We start from the raw sequence: 13,360 nt of genomic DNA on the forward strand, positions 1-13,360 counted from the left end.
TTCAAATCTTAAAACCTTATTTGTATCTTTGCGGGATGAATCGCTCCCGCATTGCGCTATTATTATTGGTACTCCTAATTCTTTCGGGAGTGTATTATGGATACCAATCTTTCCAAACAGGTACGGAAGAAACCACATCGGCTCCTAATTTAGTTCCAAGCCCGGACTTTGCGGCGGATTCTGCCTATGCATTTATTGCCAAACAAGTTGCTTTTGGCCCGCGTGTGCCAAATTCGCCCGCTCAAAAAGCCTGTGGGGATTGGATCGTAGCGAAGATGAAATCCTACGGTTTACAAGTTTCTACGCAGCCATTTGAAGCCAATCGCTACGATGGGAAAAAGCTACAAGGCCTCAATATTATTGCATCCTTTAACCCAGCTGCAACAAAACGTATATTGATTGCCGCGCACTGGGATGCTCGCTCGATAGCGGATAAAGATTCGGTCCGTAAAAATGAGCCGATTGACGCTGCGAATGACGGTGCATCGGGTGTAGGGGTCATGATCGAATTGGCCCGTGTATTATCGGAAACCAAGGACAAGCCTGCCGTAGGTGTTGATTTTGTATTTTTTGATTTAGAAGATCACGGCGAACCGCATGACATGGAGGCGGGAAATCCGTTAAGTTGGGCTCTAGGCTCGCAATATTGGGCCGGACATTTGATGCCAGAGAATTATCGCCCGTACTACGGAATTTTATTGGATATGGTCGGTGCCAAAGGTGCCGTATTCCCGCACGAAGGTTCTTCGATGCAATATGCGCCAGGTTTAGTGCGTTCCATCTGGGCAACAGCCGCCGATTTAGGTTATGGGGCTCAGTTCATGGATGCGGATGCATTCGGAATTTCAGATGACCATACGGCTGTGAATGAAATTGCTAAAATTCAGATGATCGACATCATCGATTTGCGTCCTGTGAATGGCGGATTTGATTTTGGATCCTACCACCACACCCATCAAGATAATTTATCGAACATCGACAAATCCACGTTGAAAGCCGTGGGCCAAACCCTTTTACAAGTTTTATACCGAGAATAATGGAAGAATTATTGCAAGTACATTTGAATGATACGCACGTAGCTTTAGGTGCGAAAATGGTTCCTTTCGCGGGATATAACATGCCTGTGCTTTACACAAACCTGATCGAAGAGCACAATTGTGTGCGGAACGGTGTGGGTGTTTTCGATGTAAGTCACATGGGTGAATTCTTCTTAAAAGGGGAGAAGGCTTTGGATTTGATTCAATATGTTACATCGAATGATGCCGCTAAATTAGTGGATGGCAAAGTTCAATATTCGTGTTTACCAAACGCAACGGGCGGTATTGTGGATGATTTATTGGTCTACAAAATTCGCGATAACGAATATTTATTGGTTGTGAATGCGTCCAACATCGACAAAGACTGGAACTGGATTTCTTCACACAATACCTTCGGGGTTGAGATGACGAATGCAAGTTCAGCGTATTCGTTGTTTGCCGTTCAAGGTCCTAAGGCAGCGGGTGTTTTACAAACATTAACGGCAGTTGATTTGTCGGCGATGCCCTATTATACCTTCAAAATAGGCTCTATGGCAGGCTTTGACGATGTAATTATTTCCAATACAGGTTATACGGGAGCTGGTGGATTTGAGATTTACGTGAAGAATGAAAATGCATTGGCCATGTGGAATGCCATTTTTGCGGCGGGAGCTTCGGAAGGCATTCAGCCGATCGGTTTGGGAGCGCGCGATACATTACGTACCGAAAAAGGGTATTGTTTATATGGCCATGACATCGATGATACGACTTCGCCCATTGAGGCAGGTTTAGGTTGGATCACATCCTTCAATAAAGATTTCATTATGAAAGACCACCATGCCGCAATCAAAGCTGCAGGTCCTTCGAAAAAATTAGTAGGCTTTGAGATGATTGATCGTGGGATTCCACGCCAACATTATCCCATTTTAAATGCTGCGGGTGAGGTGATCGGAGAGGTTACTTCGGGTACCCAATCGCCGACACTTTCAAAAGGTATTGGGATGGGTTATGTGTCTACAGCACATGTAGGTTCTGAGATTTTTATTTCCATTCGCGAGAAGGCAGTAAAAGCGGAAATCGTAAAAATGCCATTTCTATAACATGCAGAAAATAGACGTTTGTTTATCGCCTGATTTAATTCACCTCTATGACTTAGCTGGGAAAGCGGTCGTGGTTGTGGATATTTTTCGTGCCACATCGTGTATGGTTACTGCTTTCGCACACGGTGCTGTCGAAATTATTCCCGTGGAAGATGTGGACGTTTGCGCGAGTCATCGGGAACAAGGCTATTTGATTTCAGCAGAACGCAATGGCGTGACTCCAGCGGGTTTTGATTTTGATAATTCGCCTTTTTCCTATCAGGTAGATCGCGTAAAAGGTGCTAAAATATGTGTCACCACCACGAATGGGACGGTTGCCTTGCGCCGGTCGGTTCAGGCAGCTCAGGTATATGTGGGGGCATTTTTAAATATTTCTTCCGTTGTTCGAGCACTAAAAGCTTGGTCGGGAGATGCCATCGTCGTTTGCGCGGGTTGGAAAGGGAAGCCCAACTTAGAAGATACCTTATTCGCTGGTGCGGTTATTGATGAATTGGTAGGCCAATATACAGTCGCAGATGACGCGGCTTTGATGGCTTGGAAACAATACAATTTAGCTTCAAGTGATTTGATTACCGCTGTGAAGCATTCATCCCACGTCAATCGTTTATTGGGTTTAGGGATCGAAAAAGATATTACTTTTTGCTTAGAGCGCGATCGTTATGACGTGTTGCCGCACCTGCAAGGAGATAAATTAGTATTATGAAATTATATAGCACCCAACACGAAAGTGCCGATGTAGATTTGCAGGAGGCGATTTTTAGAGGTTTGCCACCGGATAACGGTCTGTACATGCCCTATGAAATCCCATCCATGCCGGCATCTTTTTTCGAATCCATCCACACACTTTCTTTGCCTGAAATTGCGAAGGCCGTGTGCAAAAATCTCTTGGGAGATGATTTGACGGATTCAGAAATTGATGGCATCATTGATTCTTCGATGACCTTTGAGGCACCCGTGGTTTCCTTGGAGGAAAATGTAGGTGTGTTGGAATTGTTCCATGGTCCATCCATGGCATTTAAAGATTTTGGTGCGCGTTTTATGGCGGCCATCATGTCGCATTATTTGGTAAAGGCCAAACGTGAAATCCGTATTTTAGTTGCCACTTCAGGCGATACGGGTGGTGCGGTTGCGCAAGGGTTTTACAATACCCCTGGGATTTCAGTGACGATTTTATACCCGACGGGCAAGGTTTCCGATATCCAGGAGAAGCAATTGACGACCTTAGGTGGTAATGTGACGGCTTTGGAGATTGATGGGACCTTTGATGATTGCCAACGATTAGTGAAGCAAGCCTTTTTGGATGAAGAATTACGTGCAGCGTTTAATTTAGCCTCTGCGAATTCCATCAATATCGCGCGTCTGATCCCGCAATCCTTTTATTATTTCGCAGCCTATGCGGTATTGCGCAGGCAAGGTGTTACAAAGCCTGTGGTATTCAGTGTTCCGTCTGGGAACTTTGGGAATTTAAGTGCAGGATTAATGGCTTACCAAATGGGCTTACCTATTCAGGCTTTCGTTGCGGCTTGCAATGCAAATCATCCGGTACCCGATTATTTGGCAAGTGGAAATTACAATCCCAAGCCATCTGTTGAAACCATTTCCAATGCCATGGATGTAGGCGCTCCATCCAATTTTATTCGGATGCGTTTACTGGCCGGCGATGCGATTGAGCAGGTGCGTAAAATTGTCAAGGGTTACGATACAAGCGACGAAAAGACCAAGGAAATTATGTTGGACGTTTACCAACGGACCGGCTATGTGATGTGTCCGCATACAGCAGTAGCTTATGATGGCTTGACTCAATATGCCTTGGATAATCCAGGGGAATATTATGGTGTATTGTTGTCGACGGCGCATTATGCGAAATTCTTGCCTACGGTGGAGTCAACGTTAGGAACGAAAGTAGTGGTTCCGGCGCGTTTGGCAGCGCTATTAGACAAACAAAAAAAGTCGATCCCCATGGGAACCGACTTTGAAGGATTCAAAAAGTATTTGTTGTTATAAAAGCGCCTTGAATTTATCTTGATCAAGGTAAGCCTGAATCAATACGAGTACTACAACTGGAATTCCAACGCCCATAGAACCAGCAATGTAAATATCGAACAATAAGATATTCACAGCGATAGGAGCTAGGATTAGTAGGGCTTTTGCACGGTGCGCAGGGAATAAAATCAACGCACCTCCAATGATTTCTAAAACTTTAATTACTGCTAAATAGCCGGTTCCTCCGAATAAACTCATGAATTCAGGGGCTCTGCCTGGCATGGGTTGATCTGCACCAACATGTAAAAAATAGGTAACTCCACCTGCTATGAAGAGTAGGCCGAGTAAAACGGCTGGTACGTGTTTAAGTAGTTTCATGTGTTTGAGTTTTTTGGTTTAATTTTTCGAAATAAGGATAATCTTTTTAGAATTCCAATTTATTTAATGCTTCCCAAGTAAGCTGTTACGCTCTTGCCATTAGCCTGTTGCGTAAAAAGCCAGAGGTTTTTTTGCGTGAGGTTTGTGAGTTGAAGCGAGTTAATATGTACCAAGCGAGGTTTATTTTCTTGATCTCTTACGAATGCAATGAGAAGCGTCGAATCCGGATGTGTTATGGATTGAATAGATAACCAGCGCTGATCTTCTTTGGATTTTTTTTCGGGTAACGCATTGAATTTCAGTGTTATTTGACCGTTTCTGTTTTCGATGGAATAGTCTTTAAGGGCTTTGTATTCCAACGGAATAGCTAGTTTGCATGGCAGCAAGTCTGACGAATCAACCTTGAAATAATTGGCGTGCATCAGCGCGCTAATTTGATTGGAGGCAGCCGGATAACTCAATAGGCTTGCGTGTTGGTAGGCATTCGTCAAGTCGGCGCGAAGTCGATTGTGAAAAGCATCTTGGCCTTTGGTAAAATAGTAAAAGGAACCCGTGAAATATAGGCAAATGGTCAATCCAATGAGCTTACGGCGGACGCTTGATTTATTAAAGAGCGGTATACCCAATAGATAAGTGCCTATTAGGGCAAAACTTGAATAGCTATGAAAACGTTCAGATAAAATGAGGGTGGAAATGGAAGAGCCTTGACTCCGACCGACGCAGATCATGGCCCCCGTTGCTAACACGTGTAGCCAAAGGATGATGGGCATTTCCAAATGCTTGTTTTTCCGGACAAAAATGATGCTAAGCACGAATAACAGGGCCCCTACGAGTGCATTTATTTGGATTTTGAAACTGTCGGAAATGGGCCATGCCGCATTCCCTAGAAAAGTCAATAGAGCAATGGGTGCTTGAAAAAGGATATTTAAAATCGAATTAGATGCTCCAGGTTGGGGATGTTGCGCAAGGAAATATGCAAAAATACCTAAGCCAAGGACAGCCATAAAAGCCACAATCTTTCTTAACGGATGTTTCGTTAGCAACATATACACGGCCAAAATAGGCAACATCGCCCAGCCTTCTGTCGAAACCAGGGGGTAAAATGCTACGGCTAAAAGTAGTGTCTTGGGGTGTTTTCGAGTAGCGGTTGCGTAAGCGATAAAGGTTAAAAATAGCAATGAACCGGAATGCTGCAATACTCCAATTAATTGGTAATTATCAATACTCGCGGAAGGGGCAAAAAGGATACACATGATTCCCGCAAAATGCCAGATTCCATGAAGTTGATTTTTGAGATACTTGAAGAATAGAAAACTGATTCCTCCTAATAAAACCAAATTCGCAGCGACTATGGTGTATTTAATCTGAAGGCTTCCGATCACCCAGTAGCTCAACAAGGCAAATACTTTTCCGAAAAATAGGAGATGTATTTGATTGTGTGGTTTGAAAAGAAAGGCAAGCATTTGGGTCCAAGAGTCCTTTTGTGCATGTTCAATCAATTCAAAAAAAAGAAAATCATCACCCCAGGATGGGAAATTGACGATTGTCTGATTCAATAAATAGAAATGTAAAACAATGGGAATTGCAGCGAAACAAAGGAATAAATTGATCCTCGATCGGTTCATGTTAGGCCTCCCTTTTCAAATAATCATTACGCGATAAATACTTTTCGATAATGACATAGAGTAAGATGAAAAGATAACGGCTACCCATTTCTTTAATCTTGAGATTCGATTCGCCAGCCTTCCGATTTCGCCATGAGTTTGGCAATACGCCATATGAAAATCCGCGAATGATGGCTTTCAGCGGTAGCTCAATGGTTAAGTTGAAATGTGCGGAAAGGAAGGGTTTTAAGCCTTGAATAGTCGTTTTTTTGTATAATTTGAACGCGTTCGTCGAGTCGTTATACGACATGCCAAGCAATAGTCGAATCAAAGTATTCGCAAATCGATTAATCAAATATTTGTGTTTGGGATAATCATACGTTGCTCCGCCACGAATGAATCGCGAACCGAAAACGCAGTCTAAATTTTCCGCAACCATTTTCCGGTAGAAGGCAACTAAATCAGCGGGGTCATCCGATAAATCGGACATCATAATGGCCACACAATCGCCTTGAAAACGCTCTAATCCATAACGAATGGCATAGCCAAAACCGTTCGGACCCTGATTGGTGTGCACAACTAAGGTCGGGATGGTTTCTTGAATTGTTGTCAGTAAGCCGAGTGTATTATCCTTTGAATTATCGTTGACTACGACGATTTCGTGGTCAATTTGTTCTTCCTGTAATTTGGCATAAAGTGTCCGTAAGGTTTCCTCGATGGATCCTTCTTCATTATAGGCAGGTAGAACGATGCTTAATTTCATTAGGCTAATATGGCTTTTAGAGAGGCTTCATCAGCAATGAACCAGTCATGGACTTCTTGAAGTAGGGTAGGAACCGTGATTTCAGGTTTCCAACCACTGAACTCTGTAATTTTGCTGTTATCTGTAATATAGATAGGTAAATCTCCAGGTCTATTTTCCAGCGAAGAACCCATTTCAATTGTATTCCCCGTGATTTGCGTACATAAATCGGTCAATTCAGCTAATGAAACAGTGTTTTCAAGTCCTCCACCTACGTTGAAAATTTGACCTTTTTGAAGTCCCAAATTCGCAATTTGCCATTGAACCAAACGGAATAAATCACGTACATGCAATACGTCGCGCGCTTGTTGGCCTAATCCGCCATAACCAATATACCCTAATCGGCCTTTCCAGAAATGTTTAGCCATCCAAAGCACGATGACACCTTGGTCAATTTTACCCATTTGGTAGGGGCCACTTAATACACCACAACGGTTAATAACAGCTGGCAAGCCGAAATTATGGGCAAATTCTTGAATGAAATATTCGGATGCTAATTTGGTCGCTCCGTATAAAGAACGTAAGCCTTCCAAGGGATAGTTTTCCGCAATACCTTGCTCCGACAAGCCTTTCAATGCTTGATCATTGGAAAGATTAAAGCGCTTCGGAGATGCGACTAATTTTGCTTCAGCAAGCGTATCGTAGGGATAAACGCGGGATGTCGATAGGAAAATGATCGCAGCTTGATGCTTTTTGGCAAAATAGAGCGTGTTGATTGTCCCGTTTAAGTTGGTGTCAATTAAGTTTTCCAACTCGCCTGGCACTTTTCCAGCTAATACGGAAGGTTCCGCTGCGGCATCAATAACAATGTCTACGGCTGGAATGCGGTCGAAATCCGTCTTCACGCGGACATCACCGTGCACAAATTGTCCACCCGCTGCAAGCACCTTTTGTAAGTTAACTTCCGAGCCTCTTCGTGATAAGTTATCTAAACAATACACTTCGGAATCCGTGTAGTATTGTTTGAATAATACGGCTAGGTTTGATCCTACGAAGCCACAACCTCCTGTTATTAATATTTTCATGCTTCCATGTAACGGTTGTAGATGTCAACAAAAACATCTTCCAATGATTTCGTGATGTCCCAATTTGGGTAATGCGCCTTCATTTTGCGCAAATCACTGTAGTAGCAAATGTGGTCACCGATACGGTTTTGGTCCACATATTTATATTTCATTGGCTTGCCTGAAATCTTTGCGATCAAGTCAAATGCCTCTAAAATCGAAACAGAATTGTCTTTTCCACCTCCAATGTTGTACACCTCAGCAACGCGAGGCGCTTTGATGAATTCCTCGATGAAACGCGCTACATCGTATGAGTGAATGTTGTCGCGAACTTGCTTGCCTTTGTATCCAAAAACGCTGTATTCGCGTTCTTCAATGTTACATTTAATCAAGTAACTCAAGAATCCGTGCAATTCCACGCCTGCGTGATTCGGTCCTGTTAAACATCCCCCACGCAAACAAGCGGTAGGCATATTGAAGTAACGACCGTATTCCTGAACGGAAATATCTGCGGATACTTTGGATGCGCCAAACAACGAGTGCTTCGATTGGTCAATGCTGAAATGCTCAGCGATTCCATGTTCGTATGCTGCATCATCATAATCAAAGCGAGTCTCTAACTCCTTCATTTTGATGTTGTTAGGAGCATCGCCGTATACTTTATTGGTCGACAAATGTACGAAAGGTACTTCTGTCGAATAACGACGAAGGGATTCTAATAAATTGAATGTCCCTACGGCATTGGTATCAAAATCTTCAAAGGGAATCGAAGCGGCACGGTCATGGCTAGGCTGAGCTGCCGTATGAACGATTGCATCGGGTTTGATTTGAGGAATAATGTCTAAAATGGCTTGGCGATCACGAATGTCAATGTTCGTGTACAATTTGTATTGACTGCCATATTTTGCCAATCGATCTTTGTTGGAAGAATTATCCCCTTGTAATCCAAAGAATATAGCACGCTGGTTGTTGTCAATCCCGTGTACTTCCCATCCTTTTTCTAAGAAATATTCACTTACTTCTGAGCCTATAAGACCCATCGAACCTGTTACGATTAATTTTTTTGACATCTCAAATTGATTTAAAAGACAAAGGTAACAAAAATGTCAATTTTTACCATCTATTGTGCCATATCTAATATGCGCAATTGCAGTTTTCGGTCACCTCGGAATTCGTTAATGTCCAAATGATAAACGATTTTCACGGGCAATTGCTTTTCATAGGCATCTACCAATCCTTCGTAATAGTCTGCCCGAATTCCGAATCCGACAGCCTCCCAAGCAAGACCATTAGGTTGATCTGAAATGACAATTTTCAAATGTTCCTCCTTCATGATCAAGGGTGCCTTGCACAGGTAGACACTTGAACTCAAGAAATTAGGTAGCATGTTCGCCGGCCCGTAGGGCGATAGGCGACAAAGCATTTTATCGTAAAAGGGTAAACTCAATGCTTGCAAGGGAATTTCCATGTCGACAGTCAAGTCGGCCTTTTGTTCCCCCTCTGGTGTTCCCGCTTTCACTAAGCCCTCGAATCGTTCGATGAATGCAGGTAAATCCTCTTTCGTCAAATGCAAGCCTGCGGCATGGGTATGGCCTCCAAACTGCGTCAATAAATCCGCACATTGTTCCAAGGCATGATGTATGTCAAAACCCTTCACCGAACGTGCAGACCCAACCACCTGGCCGTGTGATTCGGTGAGAATAATCGTAGGGCGGTAATAGAATTCCTGAATTTTACTCGCAACAATGCCGACGACACCTTTATGCCAACCGGGCTGAAAAAGGACCGTACTATTCGCGTTTTGTAGAAAATCATTTCCCTCAAATAATTGCAAGGCTTGTTGGACAATCTCTTTTTCCACCACTCGGCGATCCAAATTTTGTTGGATAACCGCTTCCGCCATCATGCCCGCTTCGGTTTCATCAACCGCTAAAAGCAATTTAACGGCACCATGTGCATGATCCATGCGTCCCGCGGCATTGATGATGGGGGAGATGGAAAATACGATATCGGATATTTGAATCGGCGCTTTTTTGCCTGCTTTTTGAAGGAGATAGCCTAAGCCCGGACTTGGATTTGTACCGAGTTTTTGTAAACCAAAATAAGCTAATACGCGGTTTTCATCGATGATGGGAACCATGTCGGCCGCTATAGAGGCTGCCAACAAATCGATGCGATCCATGAGCGGTTCCATGTCCAAATCATTTTCTTGGATGAAACCTTGTAATAATTTGAACCCAACCCCACAGCCGGTAAGTTCTTTGAATGGGTAAGCACAATCTTTGCGTTTCGGGTCAAGCACCGCATAGGCTTCGGGTAGGGTTGCTTCCGGAAGGTGGTGATCACAAACGATGAAGTCGATGCCGTTTTCGTTGCACCAAAGAACACGTTCATGTGCCTTGATTCCGCAGTCTAAGGAAATAATTAAGGTATATCCATTGTCGGCCGCATATTGAACCCCGGCTTGAGAGACTCCGTAACCCTCTGCGTAGCGATCGGGAATGTAATAATCGCAATCCGCACCCAATTCCAGGGTTAAGTAACTGTAGACGAGTGCGACGGAAGTTGTTCCGTCAACATCATAATCGCCATAGATTAAGATTTTTTCGCCAAATTCCAGCGCCTGATTCAGTCGGGCTACCGCCTTATCCATGTCTTTCATTAAGAACGGATCATACAATTGTTCCCAGGTAGGAACCATGAATGTTTTGGCGGCGGATACGGTTTTGAGGTTGCGGGAAACGAGCAAACGCAAAAAGTAGGGGTTGATGTTGGCTTGGAATTCTTCTCCCAGGGCGCTTACGGCTTGGGGATTCGGCTCAGGTACATATATCCAGTTTTTTTTCGCTTGCAGCATGTTGGTTTTTTATTGGCAATTTGCATTCGCTAAGGTGCTTATGCAAGGGGTTTAAAAGATTATCAGGAAACTTTTAGGACAAAATGGGAACTTGCGTGGGGGTAGACGCTGCCGGGGTCGCAGACCCCGGCAGCGTCACTCCGCTCAATGCTTAATCCCTTCACGCTTCGCCACCTTATAAAAGGTCAATAGCACGACGTAAACGTCGAAAATGAGCGATTTTTTATCAAGATATTCATAATCTAGTTGCACCTTTTTTGAAAGTTCTATTTCATCCCGACCGTTTACTTGGGCCCAACCCGTAAGACCGGGTTTTAATGCATGAATTCCTTTTTCGGTACGAGCCTCGATTAAATCTTCTTGGTTCGACAAGGCGGGCCGGGGACCTACCACCGACATATCTCCACGCAGAATACACCACAATTGTGGCAATTCATCTAAGCTGCTTTTACGTAAAAATGAGCCGATGGGTGTTAAATAAGCATCCGGATTCCCCAATAAATGCGTGGGGAGCGTGGGTGTTTCGACTTGCATGGTCCGAAACTTTGGCATATTGAATAATGCATTATGCTGACCGACACGTTTTGACCAATATACAATGGGGCCTTTTGAGCTGAACCAAACAGCCATGGCGACGAGCAACATGGGAATTGCAAAAAGGAAACCCGCAACGATGACAACGATTAGATCGAAAAGTCTTTTCATGCACCCAGAATAGCCTGATTTAAATCTTCCCACAAATCTTCTACATGTTCCAACCCGATGGATAAACGCAATAAATTACCCGGTGTGGTACTTCCAGGACCTTCGATCGACTTGCGATGCTCAACCAAACTTTCCACACCACCTAGACTAGTTGCTTGTTGGAATAATTGTAATCGATTCGCCACCTTTCTTGCCTTTGCTTCATCACCTTTGATCTGAATAGCAATCATTCCACTTTGGCCATTTGGCATTTGTTTGATGGCTAAAGCATAATTGGGATTTGAGGGCAAACCCGGGTAGTGAACTTGTTCAATACCTGCATGATTTTCCAAACGAGTCGCTAATTCCAGCGCATTTTTGCTGTGCTCGCGCATGCGCAGAGGCAAGGTTTTGAGGCCTCGGGCTAATAAATAACAATCCAACGGATTCTGCGTCGCACCCATCAGAATTTGGACACGCTTGACGCGCTCCGACCAAGCAGAAGCTTCTTTAAAAATAACCGCCCCGCCTAAGACATCCGAGTGTCCACCGATGTATTTTGTCGTGGCATGCATGACGATATCCGCCCCCAATTGAATGGGATTCTGTAAAATGGGGCTTGTCAGTGTGTTATCTACGCCTACCAATATATTGTGTGCATGTGCAATCTTGCAAATGGCCTCGATATCACTTAGTGTCAATAAAGGGTTTGCGGGCGTTTCGACCCAGATCAATTTCGTTTCCGGTCGGATAGCTGCTTCAACCGCGGCTAAGTCGGTCATGTCCACTTGTGAAACCTGTAAACCCCAAGGGCCCATGATTTCTTCCGCTAATTTATAGCTGGCGTAATATCCAACCGTTGGCATTAACACATGATCGCCAGATTTCATGCATTGGAAAACAGCTGAAACCGCTGCCAACCCCGAGCCGAAAACAAAGGCAACTTCCCCACCCTCTAATTGGGCGAGGCCTTTTTCTAATACATCCCGATTCGGATTTGAATTACGAGAATACATATGCCCTTTGGGATAAGAACCATCTTCAGAACGTTCAAACGTCGTAGTCAAAAATACCGGAGGCGCAATCGATGCGGCCGTCTCATCCTGCAAATGGGTTGCATGAATCGCTAAGGTTTCTTTTCTCATGCTTATTTCTTTTTTAACTCGAAGTTCTTGCCCAAATACAAACGACGCACTTGTTCGTCATCCGCAAGTTCCTGAGGAGTTCCCGCTTTCAAAATCTTACCCTCAAAAAGCAAATAGGCGCGATCCGTAATGGACAAGGTTTCATCTACATTGTGATCGGTGATTAAGATACCGATGTTGCGGTATTTTAATTTGGCAACTATACTTTGTATTTCTTCGACCGCAATAGGATCGACACCCGCGAAGGGTTCATCCAATAGAATAAATTTGGGGTCCACGGCTAGCGCACGTGCGATTTCGGTCCGTCGGCGCTCTCCGCCTGACAGGACTTGGCCTAGGCTTTTGCGAACATGTGTCAACGAAAATTCTTCCAAAAGGCTTTCCGTTTTTTCTTTTTGTTCGGCTTTGGATAAATCCGTCAATTCGAGAACGGCTAATATATTTTCTTCTACGGTCAACGTACGAAATACGGATGCTTCCTGCGCTAAATAACCGACTCCCAGGCGCGCGCGCTTGTACATAGGTAAATCGGTCACATCGAGGTCATCTAAAAACACTTTGCCTTCATTGGGCTTTACGAGGCCTGTGGCGATGTAAAAAGAAGTTGTTTTTCCGGCACCATTGGGGCCTAATAATCCAACAATTTCCCCCTGGGCTACCTGGTAGGAAATATGGTCATTAACCACACGTTGGCCGTATTTTTTAACCAGATTTTCGGTTCGTAAGATCATATATAGAGGCCTGCAATCTTAGGCTGATTTTAAAATTACAAAATCCCACGGATAAT

General features: G+C 44.0%; 13 protein-coding genes. 4 read left to right on the forward strand and 9 right to left on the reverse strand.

The genetic code is table 11. The annotated features are described in order from the left end of the window. Window positions 1-35: 35 nt before the first annotated feature. From PQG45_RS06610 to thrC, 4 genes are read left to right on the forward strand one after another with little or no spacing between them, the layout of a single operon-like run. Window positions 36-1,037: a M28 family peptidase gene (locus PQG45_RS06610; RefSeq protein WP_316070525.1), complete on the forward strand. Its 1,002-nt coding sequence runs from the start codon at window positions 36-38 to the stop codon at window positions 1,035-1,037. Then, window positions 1,037-2,116, forward strand: a complete 1,080-nt coding sequence (gene gcvT, locus PQG45_RS06615; protein WP_315574737.1) for a glycine cleavage system aminomethyltransferase GcvT — start codon at window positions 1,037-1,039, stop codon at window positions 2,114-2,116. Before PQG45_RS06610 ends, gcvT begins: the two co-directional genes overlap by 1 nt. A gap of 1 nt (window position 2,117) precedes the next feature. Beyond that, window positions 2,118-2,819, forward strand: a complete 702-nt coding sequence (locus PQG45_RS06620; RefSeq protein WP_315574738.1) for a 2-phosphosulfolactate phosphatase — start codon at window positions 2,118-2,120, stop codon at window positions 2,817-2,819. After that, window positions 2,816-4,120, forward strand: a complete 1,305-nt coding sequence (thrC, locus tag PQG45_RS06625; RefSeq protein WP_316070526.1) for a threonine synthase — start codon at window positions 2,816-2,818, stop codon at window positions 4,118-4,120. The genes PQG45_RS06620 and thrC overlap by 4 nt, the downstream gene beginning before the upstream one ends. Here the strand turns inward: thrC and PQG45_RS06630 are convergent. The 9 genes from PQG45_RS06630 to lptB form a co-directional block, all read right to left on the reverse strand. After that, a complete protein-coding gene (locus tag PQG45_RS06630) occupies window positions 4,115-4,477 on the reverse strand; it encodes a hypothetical protein (protein ID WP_316070527.1) in 363 nt (120 codons plus the stop codon). The genes thrC and PQG45_RS06630 overlap by 6 nt on opposite strands. A 59-nt stretch (window positions 4,478-4,536) precedes the next feature. Next, on the reverse strand, window positions 4,537-6,102 hold the full coding sequence (locus PQG45_RS06635) for a hypothetical protein (RefSeq protein ID WP_316070528.1): 1,566 nt from the start codon (window positions 6,100-6,102) through the stop codon (window positions 4,537-4,539). 1 nt (window position 6,103) lies between these two features. After that, window positions 6,104-6,844, reverse strand: coding sequence for a glycosyltransferase family 2 protein (locus PQG45_RS06640; RefSeq protein WP_315574746.1), 741 nt, complete (start codon window positions 6,842-6,844; stop codon window positions 6,104-6,106). Then, window positions 6,844-7,908: an NAD-dependent epimerase/dehydratase family protein gene (locus PQG45_RS06645; protein WP_316070529.1), complete on the reverse strand. Its 1,065-nt coding sequence runs from the start codon at window positions 7,906-7,908 to the stop codon at window positions 6,844-6,846. The genes PQG45_RS06640 and PQG45_RS06645 overlap by 1 nt, the downstream gene beginning before the upstream one ends. After that, the gene (locus tag PQG45_RS06650) at window positions 7,905-8,957 is read right to left on the reverse strand and encodes an NAD-dependent epimerase/dehydratase family protein (protein ID WP_315574749.1); all 1,053 of its coding nucleotides are present in this window, start codon (window positions 8,955-8,957) and stop codon (window positions 7,905-7,907) included. Before PQG45_RS06650 ends, PQG45_RS06645 begins: the two co-directional genes overlap by 4 nt. Window positions 8,958-9,007: 50 nt before the next feature. Beyond that, window positions 9,008-10,744, reverse strand: a complete 1,737-nt coding sequence (recJ, locus tag PQG45_RS06655) for a single-stranded-DNA-specific exonuclease RecJ (RefSeq protein ID WP_316070530.1) — start codon at window positions 10,742-10,744, stop codon at window positions 9,008-9,010. Window positions 10,745-10,888: 144 nt separating this feature from the next. Further along, window positions 10,889-11,449 carry a sugar transferase gene (locus PQG45_RS06660; RefSeq protein ID WP_316070531.1) on the reverse strand — a complete coding sequence of 187 codons (561 nt, stop codon included), beginning with the start codon at window positions 11,447-11,449 and terminating at the stop codon, window positions 10,889-10,891. Beyond that, a complete protein-coding gene (locus PQG45_RS06665; protein WP_316070532.1) occupies window positions 11,446-12,573 on the reverse strand; it encodes a trans-sulfuration enzyme family protein in 1,128 nt (375 codons plus the stop codon). The genes PQG45_RS06660 and PQG45_RS06665 overlap by 4 nt, the downstream gene beginning before the upstream one ends. A 2-nt stretch (window positions 12,574-12,575) precedes the next feature. Beyond that, window positions 12,576-13,304, reverse strand: coding sequence for an LPS export ABC transporter ATP-binding protein (gene lptB / locus PQG45_RS06670; protein WP_315574754.1), 729 nt, complete (start codon window positions 13,302-13,304; stop codon window positions 12,576-12,578). Between the last annotated feature and the right edge of the window lie 56 nt (window positions 13,305-13,360).

The sequence above is a fragment of the Aquirufa regiilacus genome, from assembly GCF_032470275.1.
Lineage (GTDB): Bacteria > Bacteroidota > Bacteroidia > Cytophagales > Spirosomataceae > Aquirufa > Aquirufa regiilacus.

What these genes read in the sequence shown, in the direction of transcription:
- PQG45_RS06610 (WP_316070525.1), top strand. Translation starts at nt 36, where the DNA reads ATGAATCGCTCCCGCATTGCGCTATTATTATTGGTACTCCTAATTCTT.
- gcvT (WP_315574737.1), top strand. Translation starts at nt 1,037, where the DNA reads ATGGAAGAATTATTGCAAGTACATTTGAATGATACGCACGTAGCTTTA.
- PQG45_RS06620 (WP_315574738.1), top strand. Translation starts at nt 2,118, where the DNA reads ATGCAGAAAATAGACGTTTGTTTATCGCCTGATTTAATTCACCTCTAT.
- thrC (WP_316070526.1), top strand. Translation starts at nt 2,816, where the DNA reads ATGAAATTATATAGCACCCAACACGAAAGTGCCGATGTAGATTTGCAG.
- PQG45_RS06630 (WP_316070527.1), bottom strand. Translation starts at nt 4,477, where the DNA reads ATGAAACTACTTAAACACGTACCAGCCGTTTTACTCGGCCTACTCTTC.
- PQG45_RS06635 (WP_316070528.1), bottom strand. Translation starts at nt 6,102, where the DNA reads ATGAACCGATCGAGGATCAATTTATTCCTTTGTTTCGCTGCAATTCCC.
- PQG45_RS06640 (WP_315574746.1), bottom strand. Translation starts at nt 6,844, where the DNA reads ATGAAATTAAGCATCGTTCTACCTGCCTATAATGAAGAAGGATCCATC.
- PQG45_RS06645 (WP_316070529.1), bottom strand. Translation starts at nt 7,908, where the DNA reads ATGAAAATATTAATAACAGGAGGTTGTGGCTTCGTAGGATCAAACCTA.
- PQG45_RS06650 (WP_315574749.1), bottom strand. Translation starts at nt 8,957, where the DNA reads ATGTCAAAAAAATTAATCGTAACAGGTTCGATGGGTCTTATAGGCTCA.
- recJ (WP_316070530.1), bottom strand. Translation starts at nt 10,744, where the DNA reads ATGCTGCAAGCGAAAAAAAACTGGATATATGTACCTGAGCCGAATCCC.
- PQG45_RS06660 (WP_316070531.1), bottom strand. Translation starts at nt 11,449, where the DNA reads ATGAAAAGACTTTTCGATCTAATCGTTGTCATCGTTGCGGGTTTCCTT.
- PQG45_RS06665 (WP_316070532.1), bottom strand. Translation starts at nt 12,573, where the DNA reads ATGAGAAAAGAAACCTTAGCGATTCATGCAACCCATTTGCAGGATGAG.
- lptB (WP_315574754.1), bottom strand. Translation starts at nt 13,304, where the DNA reads ATGATCTTACGAACCGAAAATCTGGTTAAAAAATACGGCCAACGTGTG.